The organism is Pseudomonas sp. 31-12 (assembly GCF_003151075.1).
Lineage (GTDB): Bacteria > Pseudomonadota > Gammaproteobacteria > Pseudomonadales > Pseudomonadaceae > Aquipseudomonas.
Window position 1 is genome coordinate 4,323,231 of the sequence record NZ_CP029482.1, and the last position, 18,166, is coordinate 4,341,396.

Sequence of the window (18,166 nt, forward strand, 5' to 3'; positions counted from 1 at the left end):
TCTAGAGCGGCTTTCACAGGGCAAATTGTGTTTAAGCGACAAATACTTATAGAAAAGTGGCCAAGAAATTCAAAGCCCTTGAAGCGTGCGCCAAGGCGGTGCAAGGACTGTAGGACAAGCCCTTTTTTCAGACAAAACCTACACGCAAAAACTACAGAGAGTACCGATGCCAATGTTGAACCTGATCCAGCATCACCCCGCCGAAGGTCCTGGTGCCATTGCTCATTGGGCGAAGTCCCGAGGGGTGACGCTGAACGTCTTTCGCGCCGACCTCGGCCAATTACCGCCAGTGAGTGCGGCGCCCGTGATTGTGTTGGGCGGGCCTTATGAATCCAACGCCGGGCCGGCGTGGCTGGAAGCAGAACGACAGTGGCTGGCGGCGAGCCTGGATCAGGGCACGGCAGTGTTTGCGATTTGTCTGGGGGCGCAGTTGCTGGCGCTGAGTCTGGGTGGGAAAGTGCGGCGGATGGAGCGGACCGAAACCGGCTGGACCACCGTGACGTTCACCGATGGCCAGGCGCTGAAGGTGCTGGAGTGGCACGAAGACGCAATCGATTTGCCGCCTGATGCGCAATTGCTGGCCAGCAGTGATCAATGTGAACAGCAGATGTACCGCGTGGGGCCTACGCGGGTGGGTTTGCAGTTTCATCCGGAGTGGAATGCGGAATCGGTGGCGATGCTGAATGCGCACTTTGGAGAAGAGTCGCCGTTGCCTCGCGGGGAACCGGACAGCGCCGCCCATGCAGCCGTGTTTGAGTGGTTGCAGGTGACACTGGATGAGTGGTGGGATTCTGTGGCGAGTAGGCCTTTGTAGCAAAGGAGCTTTTGTGGCGAGGGAGCTTGCTCCCGCTGGAGTGCGGAGCGCTCCCAAAATCTTCGACAATTGCCAAGATTGTGGGGCTGCTGCGCAACCCAGCGGGAGCAAGCTCCCTCGCCACAATGTGTTCAGCGGTGTCTGAATGTCAGCATTCGCAACCGATGGCGGTGGTGGCAGGCCGTTGCGCCGCAACACTCAATTGCAGCCCTTCATCCAGCCACCCGGTCACGCCGCCGATCATTTCCTTGACCGGGTAACCCAGCGCCGCCAGTTTCACCGCCGCCTTGTGCACGCCGTTACAGTGCGGCCCGGCGCAATAGACCACAAACAGAGTGGAGGTCGGGTAATCCGCCAGGCTCTCGGCGGTGAGCAGTCGTCCCGGAATGTTGATCGCGCCCGGCACATGCCCGCGTTCGAACGCCAACGGTCCACGCACGTCCACCAGGACAAAATCCACTTCGCCGGCCTGTTGGCTGCCGTACACGTCGGAACAATCGGTTTCATAGGTCAGACGGTTGCTGAAGTGCATCAGGGCAATGGCCGAAGGGGCTGCGGGAATGGCGCGGACCAGGCTGGACATGGGGCTGTACTCCAAAGTCTTGAGTGGGTGTGAGAAGACTTTATCCGCCCGACGCTTGCGGCTACAGTGGCGCACAAGACACTCACCGGGAACTTTCCGCCAAATGCAGCCTAACCCTGGATTGGTCGCGATTCTGGCCTACGACGGCCTCTGTACCTTTGAATTCGGCATCGCCGTGGAGATCTTTGGCCTGGCGCGGCCGGAGTTCGATTTCCCTTGGTATGAGCATCGTATCGTCGCGGTGGATCAGGGCCCGATGCGCGCCATGGGCGGCATTCAGGTGCTGGCCGATGGCGGTATGGAACTGCTTGAAAACGCCCGCACCATCATCATTCCCGGTTGGCGCGACCGTACCGAGCCGGTGCCGGAACACTTGCTCGCCGCCCTGCGCCAGGCCCATGGGCGGGGCGCGCGGTTGCTGTCGATCTGCTCCGGCGTGTTTGTGCTGGCGGCGACCGGCCTGCTGGACGGTCACGGCGCCACCACGCATTGGCGCTACACCACCGAGTTGGCCGAACGCTTTCCGAACATTCTGGTGGACCCGGACGTGCTCTACGTCGACTCCGGTCAATTGATCACTTCTGCCGGCAGCGCGGCGGGGATCGATGCATGCCTGCACCTGGTGGCGCGGGATTTCGGCACTCAAGTGGCGAACTCGGTGGCGCGGCGGCTGGTGATGTCGCCGCAACGCACCGGCGGTCAGGCGCAGTTTATTCCTACGCCCGTCAGTCCTACGCCGCGCAGCGATTTGTCTCGCGTCATGCAATGGGCCCGGGAGCGTTTGCATGAACCACTGGAGGTTCGCGAATTGGCGAGCGAGGCGGCCATGAGTGAACGGACCTTTCTGCGCCGGTTTACCGAAGCCACCGGCATGCCGCCCAAGGCATGGTTGCAGCATGAGCGGTTGGCGCGGGCGCGGGAGCTGCTGGAAAGCACCGGGCAAAACACAGACCAGATTGCCGAGCAATGTGGGTATCGGTCGGTGGAGAGTTTTCGGGTGGCGTTTCGTGGGGTGGTGGGTGTGCCGCCATCGGTGTATCGGGAGCGATTTGGGCGTGAGGTCAAAGCGATTATCTGAGGTGTGTTTAAGGGCCCATCGCGAGCAGGCTCGCTCCCACAGGGATTGTGTAAACACCGCAGATCCAATGTGGGAGCGGGCTTGCTCGCGAAGGGGCCAGCCCATACACCAATACTCTCAAGGCTTACGCAACAGGTACGTATCCATAATCCACCCATTAGCCACTCGCGCCGCCTTGCGCACTCGCTCGATCTCATCCGCCACATCCTTGAGCTTGCCGCTGATCAAAATCTCATCCGGCGTCCCCAAATAAGCCCCCCAGTAAATCTCCGTCTCCGGGTCCGCCACCCGATGGTAGGAATCCTCGGCATCGAGCATCACCACCAGGCTGTCGGCATCGCTCACCTGCCCCGCCGCCAGGCGTCGGCCGGTGGTGATTTCGATCGAGCGACCAATGCGATTCAGCGGCACCTTATGCTGCGCCGCCAACGCCTGGACGCTGGTAATGCCGGGGATCACTTCATACTCGAACGCACAGCGGCCCGAGGTCAGGATCGCCTGCAAAATCCGCAGGGTGCTGTCGTACAACGCCGGATCGCCCCACACCAGAAAACCGCCGCACTGGTCGTCGGATATTTCCTCATTGATCAGCCGCTCGAAGGTCTGTTGCTTGGCGAGGTTCAGATCTTCGACGCTGGTCTTGTAGTCCACTTCCCCGCGCTCGCGCTCCGGGCTGTGGGCCTCGACGAAGCGGTAGTCGTGCTCGGTGATGTAGCGCTCGCAGATCTCACGGCGCAGGTCGATCAATTTGTCTTTGCTCTGGCCCTTGTCCATCAGGAAAAACACGTCGACGCGGTTCAGCGCCTTCACGGCCTGCATTGTGATGTAGTCGGGGTTGCCGGCACCGATGCCGATGACCAGAAGCTTTTTCATCAAATGACTCCTTCAAGCAAACGCAGCCGCCAGCGGCCGGTGAACCGCAACTCGATGGCCGATAACGGTTCGACATCGATCAGGTTGAACGCCTTGGCCTGCAACACCTGGGTCAATGCGGCGTGAATGACAAAGGGATGGGTGATGGCAAGGAAATGCCCCGGTGTTGCCTCAAGGGACTTGAGCCACTGCGCCACGCGCACCGTGAGCTGCGCGACCGACTCACCGCCATGGGGCGCCGAGGTCGGGTCATCGAGCCAGGCCTGCAGCGCCTCGGGTTCGGACTTTTGCAGGTCATTGATCCGCGCCCCGCGCCACCGTCCGAAGTCGCAATCCCTCAGTGCCGCGATGATTTCAACATCACTGCCAAACAACTCTGCCGTCTGCTGCGTACGCAACTCCGGCCCGCAGAGCAGCCGTGGCGTCTCTTCGAACTGGCCGCTACGCGATCCCTTCGCCCATTGGCCATAAAATTCCAACGGCTCATTCGTAGGAAAACTCGCCAATTTTTGTGCGACGGTTCGCGCGTGGCACATCAGGGTCAAACGGGTTGCCTGCACGGATTATCACCCTGTCGATGAAATGGAAGACGGCACGATGCTGCCGTTAATGACGCAATTGTGCCGCAAGAAGCGCGATCCAGGGCGTTTCCTTTGAACCAGCTATCACGGAGACACAACCTCGACCAACCAATGAATTTAGGCAATCTCTGACACGTTTGCGGGCGATGGACTACAACGCCAGTCGACTTCCATGTAGCCCCCAGCGCACAGGCTTTTCGCCTCATTTTGGCCCCTGAAAAACCCATGGAAAAATTCACTAGACATGTAGCGCGCACTACATAAATACTGTTTTAGCAATTTATGAAACAAAACCGACACACCCATCCAGCAGGAGCCCGGATGCCCTCTCTCAGAGACCTGATCACCGATCCCGGCCTGGACCTTACGCCGTCGGAACGCAAAGTCATTCGTGCCTTATTGGACCAGTACCCCCGTAACGGGCTGGGGCCGATGTCACGTTTGGCCGAACATGCCGGTGTCAGCGACCCCACCATCGTGCGGCTGGTGAAAAAACTGGGTTTCAGCGGTTACGCCGATTTTCAGGACGCCCTGCTCAGCGACATGGACCACCGCCTGCGGTCCCCCAGCGCCTTATTACAGCTTCGCTCTCATCTTCAGAAAGGCGACGCCTGGAGCCATTATCTGGCGGACAGCCATCGGGCGCTGGTGGAAACCCATGCACTGACCCAGCCCGAAGACGTGCGGATTCTGGTGGAATGGCTGCTCGACACCCGCCATCAGGTTCACTGCTTTGGCGGACGCTTCAGCAGTTTCCTCGCCAGCTATCTGCTCAACCATTTGCGCCTGCTGCGCCCGGGCTGCTTCGCCCTGGAAGACAACGCGCAACTGCCGGACCGGCTGTTCGACGTGCAGCGCCAGGACGTGGTGCTGGTGTTCGACTATCGCCGCTACCAATCACAGGCCCTGCGCGTGGCCAACGCGGCGAAAAGCCGAAATGCCCGCGTGGTGTTGTTCACTGATATCTATGCTTCACCGCTGCGAGAAATGGCTGACCTGATTATCAGTGCGCCGGTGGAATCGGTGTCGGCCTTCGACTCCATGGTGCCGGCGCTGGCCCAGGTCGAGGCGCTGATTGCCTGTCTGACCCTGCGCAGCCCGGAGCTGGCCGATCGCCTGGAAGGCATCGATGCCCTGCGGACCGACTTCGACACCCACCTGCTGGAGGATAAATAAGGATGTTCACGCTCCCCCATCACTCGCCCCGCGACTTGCCGTTCACTGCCAACCACACCGCGCTGTTGCTGGTAGACATGCAACGGGCCTGGCTCGAACCGCAGTTCGACCCGCACCTCAACGGACCGGATGGCGAATACTTCCTGACCCGCACCCACATGCAGGTGGTGCCCAATCAACGCCGGTTGCTCAGTGCATTTCGCAGCGCACGGCAAAACGTCCTGCACACGATCATCGAAAGCCTGACCGCCGACGGCCGCGACCGCTCGCTGGACCACAAGCTCTCGGACATGCACTTGCCCAAAGGCAGCGCATCGGCGCGGATCATCGACGACCTGACGCCTGTCGAAAACGAAATCGTTCTGCCCAAGACCTCCTCCGGGGTCTTCAACTCCACCAACATCGACTACGTGCTGCGCAATCTTGAGGCGCGGCACTTGATCATCGCCGGCATCGTCACCGACCAGTGCGTGGACATGGCCGTGCGTGACGCCGCAGACCGCGGCTACCTGGTGACGCTGGTGGAAGATGCCTGTGCGACCTACACGCCGCAGCGTCATCAAGCCTGCCTGAACGCGATCAAGGGTTACTGCTGGATCACCGACACCCAAACCGTGCTCGGCCGATTGCAGGAGATGCCAGCATGAGCGAACGCCTGTCGCCGCTGCCCATGACCACCATCGTCACCACCGACCTGATCGGCGTGACCCGTGGCCGCTCGTTCCCCACCGATGAACTTGAACACTACGTGGCGACGGGTTGCGGCTGGGTGCCGGCCAACAGCGCCCTGACCCCGCAAGACGTCATCGCCTCCACCAACCCGTGGGGCGCCTATGGCGATCTACGCCTGATTCCCGACCTGAGCAGCCGGGTGACGGTGAGCAATGGCCCGGATGCCAAGGCCCCGGCATTGGACTTCATTCACGGCGACATTCGTGAAACCGATGGCCGCCCGTGGGGCGCCTGTCCGCGCACGCTGTTGCGCAATGAAGTGGAGCGCTATCGCGCCGAACTGGGTTTGCAGGTCAACGCCGCGTTCGAGCATGAATTCAACCTGGGCAGCGGCAAGGCCGATCAGCTGGCGTTCTCCCTTGAGGCACAGCGTCAGGGCGCCGAGTTCGGTGGCTGGCTGCTCAGCGCCCTGCGCGCCGGCGGCGTCGAACCGGAAATGTTCCTGCCCGAATACGGCAAGCATCAATACGAAATCACCTGCCGCCCCGCCCTCGGTGTAGCGGCGGCGGACCGTGCGGTGAACGTGCGCGAGATTACTCGCGAGATCGCCCGGCAGATGGACCTGGACCTGAGCTTCGCGCCGAAGACGTCCGAGCATGCCGTGTGCAACGGCGTGCACCTGCATGTGAGCCTGCTGGACCTGGACGGCCAACCGCTGATGTACGACGCCGACACGATCAATGGCCTGTCGACTCTCGGCCAGCACTGGGCCGCCGGCATCCTGCATTACTTGCCGGCGCTGTGCGCGTTTACCGCGCCGACACCGGTGTCCTATGAACGATTGCAGCCGCATCACTGGAGCGCGTCCTACGCCTGCCTCGGCCAGCGCAACCGCGAAGCGGCGCTGCGGATCTGCCCGACCGTGAGCCTGGGCGGCAAATCCGTGGCAGCGCAATACAACCTCGAATTTCGCGCCATGGACGCCACGGCTTCGCCGCACCTGGCCATGGCCGCACTGCTGATTGCCGGTCGCCTGGGCATCGAACAACGCCTGGCCTTGAATGCGATCACCGATGAAACCCCCGATTCCCTGAACGAAGAGCAACGCCAGGCCCGCGGCATCGTCGCCCTGCCCGCGTCCCTTGACCAGGCGCTTGAGTGCCTGCGCAACAGCGAAGCGCTGATCGAAGCCCTGCCGAGTGAACTGATGGACACCTGGATCGCCCTTAAAACCGAGGAACTGACGCTGACGGAACAGCTGTCGCCCGCCGAACGCTGTGAGCACTATGCACGCGTGTACTGAATCCGCTGAACGCGGTCTCTTTACCGAGCCCGCGTACACCCTGAGCCGCGAAGACTCGACACACCCGTTGATTCTGGTGTGCGAACACGCCAGCCGTTTTATCCCGGCCAGGTTGAATGACCTGGGCTTGAGTCATGCAGCGGCCCGCGAGCATATCGCCTGGGACATTGGCGCGCTGGCACTGGCGCAAGGTTTGTCCCAGGCACTGGGGGCAACGCTGCTGGCGGCCAATTACTCGCGGTTATTGGTTGACCTCAACCGCCCGCGCCATGCCCCGGACAGTATCCCGGCGCACAGCGAGATCTATCAGATACCGGGCAATCAGGATCTGGACGAGGCCACGCGCGAGTACCGCCGCGAATGCCTGTTCAAACCGTTTCATGCCCGGCTGCAAACCTTGATCGACCAGCGTGTCGCGCAAGGGCGGCCGGTTCGGGTGGTCGGCATTCACAGCTTCACCCCGATTTACCACGGCCAGCCACGCGCGCTGGAAGCCGGCGTGCTGTTTGGTGAAGCCAAGGGCTACGCCCAACGATTGATTGACGGGTTGAGCCAGCACCCCTTGAAGGTTGCCGGAAACGAGCCGTACAAAATCAATCCGCTGGGCGACATGACGGTGCCGGTGCATGGCGATGCTCGGGGATTGGAGTCGGTGTTGATCGAAGTGCGCAACGACCTGTTGCGCACCCCTGAAGAGGTCAGTCGCTGGACAGATTACCTGGCGCCACTGCTGTAAAAAATCGCGTAAAACCTGCAGCAAGCAGCTGCTTTCATCCCAAGGAGTAGGGCTTCATGGAAATAGAAGAATTCGGCTACAAGCAAGAGTTGAAACGTAGCCTGTCACTGACCGACCTGGTGGTGTACGGGATGATCTTCATGATCCCCATCGCCCCGTTCGGAGTGTACGGTTATGTCAACGCCGAAGCGCCCGGGATGGTGCCGCTGGCCTACATCATCGGCATGGTCGCGATGCTGTTCACCGCCCTGAGTTACGGCAGCATGGCCCGGGCTTTTCCGATTGCGGGTTCGGTGTATTCCTACGCACAACGCGGCCTCAACCCGCATGTCGGGTTTATCGCCGGATGGCTGATGCTGCTCGATTACCTGCTGATTCCACCGTTGCTCTACGTTTACGCGGCCATGGCGCTGAATCACCTTTATCCGGACATTCCCAAGGTCGGTTTCATCCTGGCGTTTCTGGTCAGCGCGACGTTCGTCAACCTGCGGGGCATCACGTTTACCGCCCGCATGAACATTGTGTTTCTGCTGGCGCAACTGGTGGTGCTGGGGATCTTCCTGTTCTACGCCTGGAATGCGCTGCACAGCGGTGGCGGCAACGGTCAGCTAACCCTGGCGCCGTTGTACAACCCCGACACCTTCAATTTCGCCCTGCTGATGCAAGCGGTATCGATTGCGGTGCTGTCGTTCCTCGGTTTCGATGCGATCTCCACCCTCGCCGAAGAAATCAAGGGCGACCCGGGCCGCAGCGTCGGCAAGGCAGCGCTCATTACCCTCTTGGTGATGGGCGTGATCTTTGTCGTGCAGACCTGGATTGCCACTGACCTGGCGGCCGGCATGGGCTTCACCTCCGCCGACACCGCGTTCTATGAAATCGCCGAAATCGCCGCCGGCAGCTGGCTGGCGACCCTGACCGGCGTGGCCACGGCCCTGGCCTGGGGCGTAGCGGTCGCCATTACGTCGCAAGCGGCGGTATCGCGGCTGCTGTTCGGCATGGCCCGAGACGGCAAGCTGCCGAAAGTGCTGGCCAGGGTTCACCCGAAACACAACACCCCGTACCTGAGCATCTACCTGGTGGCCGTGTTGTCTCTGGTGATTTGCTACCTGTTCATCAACTCGGTGGACACCCTCACCTCGCTGGTGAACTTCGGCGCGTTGAGCGGTTTCATGTTGCTGCACCTGACCGTGATCAATTACTACTGGCGTCGGCAGAAGTCCGGCCAGGTGATCCGTCACCTGATCTGCCCGGTAATCGGCTTCATCATCGTCGCGGCCATCATGTACAACATGGGCGTCGATGCACAAAAACTCGGTCTGATCTGGATTGCCCTGGGCCTGGTGTATCTGTTCTTCCTGAACAGGCTCGGCGCCAGCACCGAATTGCCCGATCCGAGCAACGGCTGACAAGAAAAAGAGCGGCGTCTGACAAGAAATCAGGCGACCGCCGATTTAATGCGTGGAAACCGACAGTGATAGTCAGGTTCGGCACACACCGCCGAACCCTTTGATACAGGAGTACATCCATGCTGGTCTTACGCCCAGTCGAGTTAACCGACCTGCCCCAGTTACAGCAACTGGCGCGCGACAGTCTGGTCGGTGTCACGTCCTTGCCGGACGACACTGAACGCCTGCGACTGAAGATACTCGACTCCTGCGCCTCGTTCGACAAAGACGTCGAGGTGCATGGCCCGGAGAATTATTTCTTCGTACTGGAGGATCTCGCGGCCCGGCGTCTGGTGGGTTGCTCGGAAATCCTTGCCACCGCCGGCTTCAACGAACCGTTCTACAGCTTGCGCAACCGTCACTTCACCAGCGCTTCCCGAGAGCTGAACATCGAACACGGCGTGCCGGCGTTGTCGTTGTGCCAGGACCTCAGCGGCCACACCTTGCTGCGGGGTTTTCATATCGACACGGCACTGGTGCGCACAGCGTTTTCGGAGTTGCTGTCCCGGGCGCGCCTGTTGTTCATCGCCGCCCATTCGCAGCGCTTTGCCGAAGCGGTGATCACCGAGATCGTCGGTTTCAGCAGCGAGGAGGCGCAGTCACCGTTCTGGGATGCGCTGGGCAAGCATTTCTTCGATTTACCCTACGCCGAGGCCGAGCGGCTCTGCGGTCTGGAGAGCCGGACCTTCCTCGCCGAACTGATGCCGCAATACCCGATCTACGTGCCGATGCTGCCCCAGGCTGCGCAGGATTGCATCGGCCGGATTCACCCCGACGGCCAGGAGGCCTTCGATATCCTTGAGCGCGAGGGATTTGAAACCAACAGCTACATCGACCTGTTTGACGCAGGCCCGACGCTGTATGCGCGCACCTCGAACATTCTCTCCATCGCGCAAAGCCAGATCGGTACGGTGCAGTCGGCTTCGTCCATTGAGGCGAGCGGCCGTTACCTGGTGAGCAACGATTCGCTGAAGGATTACCGCGCCATCGTCGCCGAACTGAGTGTCCAGGCTGGGCAACCGGTAGGGTTGAGCGTCGAGATGTGCGCCGCCCTGAGCGTGACCGATGGCAGCCCGATCCGCCTGATTGCCCTGTGAGCATCACCCGGCCTCGTGCCCAACGACAGCGCCCGAACTGGCGCGAAGAAGGAGCTGCATCATGATTGTCCGTCCGGTTCACGTCACCGACCTGCCCGCCTTGATGGACCTGGTGCAACAGGCCGGCCCCGGCTTCACCACCCTGCCGGCCAACGAAGAGCGTCTGGTGCACCGGGTGCGCTGGGCCCAACGGACCTTCGCCGAACAGGTCGAGCGTGCGGATGCCGATTACCTGTTCGTGCTGGAAGATGACGATCAGCAAGTGGTCGGCATCAGTGCGTTGGCCGGCGCCGTTGGCCTGCGTGAGCCCTGGTACAACTATCGGGTCGGGCTGACGGTCAGTTCGTCGCCGGACCTGGGTATTCAGCGGCAGATTCCGACGCTGTTCCTGAACAACGAAATGACTGGCCAATCGGAAATCTGCTCGCTGTTTCTACACCCCGATCAACGCCATGGCAGCAATGGTCGGTTGCTGTCCCTGGGACGCTTGCTGTTCGTGGCCGAGTTCCCGCACCTGTTCGGCGACAAGCTGATTGCCGAACTGCGCGGCAGCGCCGACGAAAACGGCTGTTCGCCGTTCTGGGACAGCCTGGGCCGGCACTTCTTCAAGATGGACTTCAGCCACGCCGATCACCTGTCGGGGCTGGGCAGCAAACCGTTCATCGCCGAACTGATGCCACGCCAGCCGCTCTACACCTGCCTGCTCACCGAACAGGCCCAGGCCGTCATCGGCAAGGCACACCCGAACACCGAACCGGCGTTGAAGATCCTCAGCGCCGAAGGATTTGTGCATCAGGGCTACATCGACATCTTCGACGCCGGCCCGGTGATCGAAGCCCCGGTCGCGAAAATCCGCACCGTGCGCGACAGTCAGCCCCTGGTATTGGCCATCGGCACGCCTGACGAACAGGCCCCGGTGTGGCTGATTCACAACCGCCGCCTGGAAAACTGCCGCATCACCACCGCTCAGGCCCGGTTGGTAGGCAACAGCCTGATCGTCGACCGACTCACGGCCAAACGCCTGCAACTGCAACCGGGGAATTCGGTGCGGGCGGTGTTGTTGCCCAATCGACAGCAGCAGGCTGTGGCGGCCTGATCGCCACCACTACTGTGGCGAGGGAGCTTGCTCCCGCTGGGCTGCGAAGCGGCCCCAAAAAACCAGCTCCCCCATTTATCTGGCATACCGCATTCGCCAATTGACGACTGCTGCGCAGCCGAGCGGGAGCAAGCTCCTCGCCACAGGTAAATCTCCTCGCCACAACCCTCTTCACCACAGACACACCTCCTGGCCACAAAGGGTCCGCGTCTATCTGAGCCACCCCGCAAATTCGTCATCATCTTCCCCTCGTCCGCGTGATAGCCTTTTGTTCCTTCGGCGTTGACACCTTTGCTCAAGCCTTTCCATTCCTTTGTATTGGTGGAACTCATATGTCCAGGCTTTCTCATCAAGATTTGCGCCGTAACTTCCGCGAGCTTTTTGCTTCCAACACCTGCTATCACACGGCGTCGGTTTTCGACCCGATGTCGGCCCGCATTGCCGCTGACCTGGGGTTTGAAGTGGGTATCCTCGGTGGCTCAGTCGCCTCGTTGCAGGTGCTGGGTGCCCCCGACTTCGCCTTGATCACCCTCAGCGAGTTCGCCGAACAGGCCACGCGCATCGGCCGTGTCGCCCAATTGCCGGTCATCGCCGACGCCGACCACGGCTACGGCAACGCGCTCAACGTGATGCGCACCATCGTCGAACTGGAACGCGCCGGCATCGCCGCGCTGACCATCGAAGACACCCTGTTGCCAGCGCAATTCGGCCGCAAATCCACCGATCTGATCGGCGTCGCGGAAGGCGTCGGCAAGATTCGCGCGGCACTGGAAGCCCGGGTTGACTCGGAAATGGCGATCATCGCGCGGACCAACGCCGGGATCCTGCCCGTTCAGGAAGTCATCAGCCGTACCTGCCATTACCAGCAGGCCGGTGCGGACGGGATTTGCATGGTGGGTGTGCGGGACTTCGATCACCTCGAACAGATTGCCGAACACCTGAGCGTGCCACTGATGCTGGTCACCTACGGCAACCCTCTGCTGCGTGACGACAAACGCCTGGCGGAACTGGGCGTGCGGGTGACCATTGATGGTCATGGCGCGTACTTCGCAGCGATCAAAGCGACCTACGACAGTTTGCGCGAACAGCGGCAGATCTTTACCCAGGCGTCGGATTTGAGCGCTACCGAGTTGACTCACACGTATACGCAACCTGAGGAATACATTCGTTGGGCGGAAGAGTTTATGAGTGTGAAGGAATAGCGCAGCAGCATGTTGCGCTGTAGGACATCGATTTTACTAACACCAAAATCCCTGTGGCGAGGGAGCTTGCTCCCGCTGGGCTGCGAAGCGGCCCCAAGAAAAGGGGACTGCTGCGCGGTCCAGCGGGGGCAAGCCCCCTGGCGCTAGGGAACAATTTTCAGCGCTTCGCCAACTCCATGATCATCCGCGACAACAGATAAATCCGCGGCGCCACGCTTTCTACTTCTGCGTACTCTTCAGGCGTATGAATATTGCCGCCAACAATCCCGAACCCATCCAGCGTCGGCGTGCCCACACCGGCTGAGAGGCTGGCATCCGCTGCCCCGCCACTGCCTTCTTCCGTCAACTTGCGCCCGATCTCACCGTAAATCCCCTGGGCCATGGCCATCAGCCGATCCGATTCCGCCGTCTGCGGCATCGGCGGCAGACCGCGTTGTAGCGTGGTGGTGACTTCGGTGTCCGCAATCAGCTTGTCTTTGGAAACCCGCGCCAGGTCCTTCTCGATCCGGTCAAACTCTTCCGGTACCGCCGCCCGCACGTCAGCCTTGGCGGTGGCCTGATCCGGAATCACGTTCGTGCGGTCGCCCGACTTGATCACCGTGAAGTTGATGGTGGTTTTCTTCTCGGCGTCGCCCAGTTTGCCGAGCTGCAGAATCTGGTGCGCCGCTTCCATCGCCGCGTTGCGGCCCAGTTCCGGCGCGACACCGGCGTGGGCGGCTTTGCCTTTGACTTCCACCACCGCCGTCGCGCTGCCTTTGCGCCACACCACCAGACCATCCGCCGGGCGGCCCGGCTCGAGGTTGAGGGTTACATCGTGGGCCTTGGCGGTTTTCTTGATCAGGTCGGTGGCGATGTCCGAGCCGGTTTCTTCGCTGGCGTCGAGCAGGAAGGTAATTAGCGCGTAATCCTTGAAGTCGAGGTTTTTCAGGACTTTCAGCGCGTAGATCCCGGCGACGATACCGCCCTTGTCGTCCATCACGCCCGGACCGTAGGCGCGGCCGTCCTTGATGTGGAACGGGCGCTCGGCGGCCGAGCCTTCCTTGAACACGGTATCCATGTGCGCCATCAGCAGGATTTTCGCCTTGCCGGTGCCTTTGAGGGTGGCGATCACGTGGCTGCTTTTGTCCGGTGTGTTCGGCACCAGTTCGATGCTGAAGCCGAGTTTTTTCAGCTCGTCGATGGCGATGTCGCGTACTTGCGTCAGACCGGGTTCATAGCCGGAACCGGAGTCGATGTTCACCAGGCGTTCCAGCAATTTCAGGGCTTGCCCCTTGTACTGTTCGGAATCGGCGAGGACTTGTTTGTGGGGTTCGGCAAGACCGCCGGGGCGAATACGCCGAGGGCGAGGGTCAGGCCAAGGCTGGTGGCCAGCAGGGAACGAGGGAGATTGAGCGTCATGAATCGGTCCTTGTTTCGTGTCGGGGAACCGAAACCCTACCTCACTGAGCTGCTTGGCTCTATGCCGAATGCGACCCCAACAGAACTGGCACACCGCAATTCCCCTGTGGGAGCGGGCCTTTGTGGTGAGGGAATTTATCCCCGTTGGGATGCGAAGCAGCCCCAGTTCTGCCATTGCGTTTTTCAGGCACGCCGCGTTCAGTGGTTTACGACTGCTTCGCAGCCGAACGGGGATAAATCCCCTCGCCACAAAAGCCCTTTAGCCACATAGGTTCGTTCCCACAGGGATGTTTGCGGGCTTTCAGACCGGGTCGAGCAGTTCGTGCTGGGGCTTGCCGCCAATGCGGCTAATGACGCGATTGCGGCCGGTGCTCTTGGCTTCGTAGAGCGCCTGATCGGCATCGTTGAGCCACAGGGTGGCGTCGGTGTACGCCGGGTTGAAAGCGGCCAGGCCAATGCTCAGGCTGACTTTCAGCGCCGGGTTCTGCTCGTAGCCCAGGGTGGCGAAGCGATCACGCAAGGCGTCCATGGCCGCCACCGCGCTGTTGAGGGGCAAATCCGGGAGCAGCACGCAGAATTCGTCACCGCCATAGCGCCCCGCCACATCAGTCGCCCGCAGGTTCTGCTTGAGCATTTTGCTCAGTTGTCGCAACACGATGTCCCCGGCGACGTGGCCGTAGGTGTCGTTGATGGTCTTGAAATGGTCGATGTCGATCAGCGCAATCGCTCCACCCTGCTGCTGGCGTCGGCACCGCTGGAATTCAACTTCCAACTGGTCTTTCCAGGCGCCATGGTTCAGCAGGCCGGTGAGGCTGTCGGTCCGGCTCAGGGCCAGCAGTTCGCGTTTTTGCCGGCCAAGGGTGGTGGCCTGGCGGAAGCAGATCCAGCCCAGCGCCAATGGATACAGGATCAGCAGGGGCAGACAAGCGTAAAGCTGCAAAGGACTGGTTTGAGGGACAAAGGCCGGGGTGAACACCAGCATGCCGACACCCATCCCGAGAATCTGCGCGGCCGTGCCCACCAGCAGGAACCGCAAACCGCCGATCGCCACGTTGTTCATGGCCATCATGGACAGCGTCGCCGCGCTCGGCAGCGGATTGAAGTGCATGGCGGCGACCCAGAAGCCACCGAGAAAGGCGTCGACCAGAATGTTGCGATGTTCGGCGTGAAAAGGCACCTTCGCCCGACGCGCCCATTGATAGGCAACATGCGGCCAGAGCACCCCATTGAACAGCATCAGCCCCCAGACCCACGGCGCCGGGCCGAGCGGATACATCGCCGCGCCTACGCACAACAGCCCCAGCACCAGGCCCAGGGTTCGCGATGTATAGAGCCTTCTGGCCAGTGAAAGTCCTTTTCCTCCCGTATTTCCCATAAGGGCCTCTGCGTCACAGAACGGAACCTGACAACACACGGGTTGCGGATGTGCTGGAAGTCTATCAGGGCAACGTTAAATAGCCATCACCGGCGGGCAGCCTGAATCCTGCGCAGTTTGTGAGAGCGTGGCTTGCCCGCGAAGCTTTTGGCGGCGTTGAGGGCCCCTTCGCGGGCAAGCCACGCTCCCACAGGTGATGTGTGCAATGTTTGGGCTATACATGAAGAGAGGGTTGGATAAACACGGATAAAAAAGGAGACCCATGCAGACCTTTCAAGTGTTGATCATCGGCAGCGGTTTTGGCGGTCAGTGCGCGGCGATCAATTTGCTTAAGGCAGGCATCGACGATTTTCGCCTGCTGGAACGACGGGACTTTTTTGGCGGCACCTGGTGCCAGAACACCTACCCCGGCGCGGCCGTCGATGTGCCCTCGCCACTCTATTCGCTGTCCTTCGCCCCTTACCGCTGGACGCAAATGTTCGCCGATCAGGCTGAACTGCACCACTACACCCAGTACGTGGTGGAGCACTTCGGCCTGCGGGACAAGGTCGAACTGCAAGCCAATGTCGAGCGCATCGAATGGGACGCCGACGGCCAACGCTGGGCGGTGCACACCGGCGCCAAAGGCACGTTTTACGCGCAGTTCCTGATCAATGCCACGGGGCCGCTGAGCCAACCCGTTGTCCCGCACTTCGAAGGTCAGGAACGCTTTCAGGGCAAGACTTTTCATACCAACAACTGGGATCACTCCTTCGACTATCGCCATAAACGTGTCGCCATCGTCGGCAGCGGCGCCAGTGCGGCGCAGGTTATTCCGACCATTGCCCCCGACGTCGAGCACCTGCATGTGTTCCAGCGCACGCCGCATTGGGTATTACCACGGGCCGACCGGACGTTTGGTCCCTTCCAGCGTTGGCTGCTGGGCCTCAAACCGGCGTACAAACTGCTGCGCTGGATGCTCTACTGGCAGTTCGAAACCCGGGTGATTGCCTTCAAATACTCGAAACCAGCCATCCGCATGGTCCAGCAACACGCCCTGCGCTTCCTCAAACGCCAGGTACCCGACCCGCAATTGCGCCGAAAACTGACGCCGGACTTCACCATCGGCTGTAAGCGCGTGATTGTCTCAAGCACCCTTTACCCGGCGCTTGGCCGCCGCAACGTGACGCTGCACAGCCGCGAACAAGGCATCGCGTCCATCGATGAAACCGGCATCGTCACCCAGGACGGTCAGCACATCGACCTGGACCTGATCGTCTGGTCCACCGGGTACGACGCCACCGACGGGGTGATTTCCTACCCGGTCACCGGCAAAAACGGCACCCGACTAAAAGACGTCTGGGCCCAGTACCCGCGGGCTTATCTGGGCACCAGCCTGCCGGACTTTCCCAACCTGTTTATCGTCACCGGGCCCAACACCGGCATTGGCCACACCTCGGCGCTGTTCATCATCGAATCACAGATGAATTACATCCTCGATTGCATTCGCACGCTCAAGGAACAGGGTTTGCGCAGCATTGAAGTGCGTCCCGAGGCAGAACGTACCTACACTGAGATGATCCACCGCGAAATGGAGCGCACCGTCTGGAAGTCCGGGGGTTGCCACAGCTGGTATCAAAGCAAGAGCGGTCATGTGATTGCCATGTTTCCGGGGTTCAGTTTCAGCTATCACCGGTTGACCCGGACCCTGAAACCCGCTGACCACATTTTGTCCTGAACACGTAAAAGGAAGATGCCTGATGCTTGTGTTGGTTGTCCTTATCGCGGTTTTTGTAGCCTGGAGCTGGCTGAGTTATCCGGCCATCGGTTACTGGCTCTATGACCTGAACATGGCCATGGAGGCCAAGCTGTATCGGCTGCACAAAATCGTCGTACCGATCACGGAAATGACCGTCTCGACCTGGCAAGGCGGGCCGTACGAAGCGTCCAGCAGTGTGCTGATGCTGCACGGCTACAGCGCCGACAAGAACGTCTGGCTGCGCTTCGCCCGGCACTTTGTCGGCAACTATCGAGTCATCATCCCCGACATCGCCGGCCATGGCGAAACCGGGTTCAAGGCCGGTGGCGGCTACGACATCCCGCTGCAGGCCAAGCGGATGATCCAGTTGCTGGACGTTTGCGGGGTCGAGAAAGTCCATGTGATCGGCAACTCGATGGGCGGCTACATCGCGGCGTGGTTGGCGGCGACTTACCCGGACCGGATTGCCTCCGTCGCCCTGATCGACCCGGCTGGCGTCACCGCCCCCGAGGCCAGTGACCTGGAGCGGCATCTGGCCAAGGGGCACAACCCGTTTCTGATTCACTCACGGGAAGAATTCCGGCGCCTCTATGCCATGACCATGGCCGAACCACCGTGGGTGCCCGGCGTGGTGCTGGATGCTATTGCCCAGCGTTATGAACAGAGTCGCGATGAGCTGGAAGAAATCTTCAACGACTTCCGCGCCAGCCCGCCGATGGAGCCCAAACTGCCCGACATCAAGTGCCCGGCGCTGCTGCTGTGGGGGCACAAGGACCGCTTGATCGATGTCAGCAGCGTGGCGGTGTGGAGTAAAGGCATCGCGGATTTGCGTGTGGACATCTGGGACCACATTGGCCATATGCCGATGGTCGAACAACCGGCCAATACGGCGCGGTTGTATGGGGAGTTTTTGGGGTCGCTGCGCTCGGAAAGCCGTTCGCACCTGTAATCCCCGCGCCATGCAGCTGCCCTGTGGCGAGGGGGCTTGCCCCCGTTCGG

16 protein-coding genes and 1 pseudogene are annotated in these 18,166 nt (G+C 61.0%); 12 read left to right on the forward strand and 5 right to left on the reverse strand.

The window, feature by feature from the left end:
- Positions 1-166 precede the first annotated feature (166 nt).
- Positions 167-814, forward strand: a complete 648-nt coding sequence (locus DJ564_RS20465; protein ID WP_109632826.1) for a type 1 glutamine amidotransferase — start codon at positions 167-169, stop codon at positions 812-814.
- Positions 815-962: 148 nt separating this feature from the next.
- Here DJ564_RS20465 and DJ564_RS20475 read toward each other — a convergent pair whose 3' ends face one another.
- A complete protein-coding gene (locus tag DJ564_RS20475; RefSeq protein ID WP_109632829.1) occupies positions 963-1,397 on the reverse strand; it encodes a rhodanese-like domain-containing protein in 435 nt (144 codons plus the stop codon).
- A 103-nt stretch (positions 1,398-1,500) separates the two neighbouring features.
- Here DJ564_RS20475 and ftrA point away from each other — a divergent pair, with 103 nt between their 5' ends.
- Positions 1,501-2,475, forward strand: a complete 975-nt coding sequence (gene ftrA, locus DJ564_RS20480; protein WP_109632831.1) for a transcriptional regulator FtrA — start codon at positions 1,501-1,503, stop codon at positions 2,473-2,475.
- A 117-nt stretch (positions 2,476-2,592) separates the two neighbouring features.
- Here ftrA and cobF read toward each other — a convergent pair whose 3' ends face one another.
- Positions 2,593-3,348 carry a precorrin-6A synthase (deacetylating) gene (cobF, locus tag DJ564_RS20485; RefSeq protein WP_109632832.1) on the reverse strand — a complete coding sequence of 252 codons (756 nt, stop codon included), beginning with the start codon at positions 3,346-3,348 and terminating at the stop codon, positions 2,593-2,595.
- On the reverse strand, positions 3,348-3,908 hold the full coding sequence (locus DJ564_RS20490; protein WP_109632834.1) for a histidine phosphatase family protein: 561 nt from the start codon (positions 3,906-3,908) through the stop codon (positions 3,348-3,350). The genes cobF and DJ564_RS20490 overlap by 1 nt, the downstream gene beginning before the upstream one ends.
- Before the next feature lie 342 nt (positions 3,909-4,250).
- Between DJ564_RS20490 and DJ564_RS20495 the strand changes: the two genes are divergently transcribed.
- The 8 genes from DJ564_RS20495 to DJ564_RS20530 all read left to right on the forward strand — a co-directional run bounded on the left by DJ564_RS20495 (position 4,251) and on the right by DJ564_RS20530 (position 12,656).
- On the forward strand, positions 4,251-5,105 hold the full coding sequence (locus DJ564_RS20495; protein ID WP_109632836.1) for a MurR/RpiR family transcriptional regulator: 855 nt from the start codon (positions 4,251-4,253) through the stop codon (positions 5,103-5,105).
- Positions 5,106-5,107: 2 nt separating this feature from the next.
- Positions 5,108-5,752 carry an isochorismatase family cysteine hydrolase gene (locus DJ564_RS20500; RefSeq protein ID WP_109632838.1) on the forward strand — a complete coding sequence of 215 codons (645 nt, stop codon included), beginning with the start codon at positions 5,108-5,110 and terminating at the stop codon, positions 5,750-5,752.
- On the forward strand, positions 5,749-7,080 hold the full coding sequence (locus DJ564_RS20505; protein WP_109632840.1) for a glutamine synthetase family protein: 1,332 nt from the start codon (positions 5,749-5,751) through the stop codon (positions 7,078-7,080). Before DJ564_RS20500 ends, DJ564_RS20505 begins: the two co-directional genes overlap by 4 nt.
- Complete coding sequence (locus tag DJ564_RS20510; protein ID WP_109632841.1) at positions 7,064-7,816, forward strand: N-formylglutamate amidohydrolase; 753 nt, start codon at positions 7,064-7,066, stop codon at positions 7,814-7,816. Before DJ564_RS20505 ends, DJ564_RS20510 begins: the two co-directional genes overlap by 17 nt.
- 56 nt (positions 7,817-7,872) lie before the next feature.
- Positions 7,873-9,222, forward strand: a complete 1,350-nt coding sequence (locus DJ564_RS20515; RefSeq protein ID WP_109632843.1) for an APC family permease — start codon at positions 7,873-7,875, stop codon at positions 9,220-9,222.
- Positions 9,223-9,341: 119 nt separating this feature from the next.
- Entirely contained in the window at positions 9,342-10,358 is a 1,017-nt protein-coding gene (locus DJ564_RS20520) for an arginine N-succinyltransferase (protein ID WP_109632845.1), read from the forward strand.
- Positions 10,359-10,419: 61 nt separating this feature from the next.
- Positions 10,420-11,454, forward strand: a complete 1,035-nt coding sequence (astA, locus tag DJ564_RS20525; protein WP_109632846.1) for an arginine N-succinyltransferase — start codon at positions 10,420-10,422, stop codon at positions 11,452-11,454.
- A gap of 332 nt (positions 11,455-11,786) precedes the next feature.
- The gene (locus DJ564_RS20530; protein WP_010455567.1) at positions 11,787-12,656 is read left to right on the forward strand and encodes an oxaloacetate decarboxylase; all 870 of its coding nucleotides are present in this window, start codon (positions 11,787-11,789) and stop codon (positions 12,654-12,656) included.
- A 157-nt stretch (positions 12,657-12,813) separates the two neighbouring features.
- Here the strand turns inward: DJ564_RS20530 and DJ564_RS20540 are convergent.
- Positions 12,814-14,054, reverse strand: a pseudogene (locus DJ564_RS20540) (M20/M25/M40 family metallo-hydrolase).
- Positions 14,055-14,355: 301 nt separating this feature from the next.
- On the reverse strand, positions 14,356-15,429 hold the full coding sequence (locus DJ564_RS20545) for a diguanylate cyclase (RefSeq protein ID WP_109632848.1): 1,074 nt from the start codon (positions 15,427-15,429) through the stop codon (positions 14,356-14,358).
- Positions 15,430-15,691: 262 nt separating this feature from the next.
- Here DJ564_RS20545 and DJ564_RS20550 point away from each other — a divergent pair, with 262 nt between their 5' ends.
- Positions 15,692-17,146: an NAD(P)/FAD-dependent oxidoreductase gene (locus DJ564_RS20550; protein ID WP_109632849.1), complete on the forward strand. Its 1,455-nt coding sequence runs from the start codon at positions 15,692-15,694 to the stop codon at positions 17,144-17,146.
- Positions 17,147-17,168: 22 nt separating this feature from the next.
- Complete coding sequence (locus tag DJ564_RS20555) at positions 17,169-18,116, forward strand: alpha/beta fold hydrolase (RefSeq protein ID WP_109632851.1); 948 nt, start codon at positions 17,169-17,171, stop codon at positions 18,114-18,116.
- Positions 18,117-18,166 lie beyond the last annotated feature (50 nt).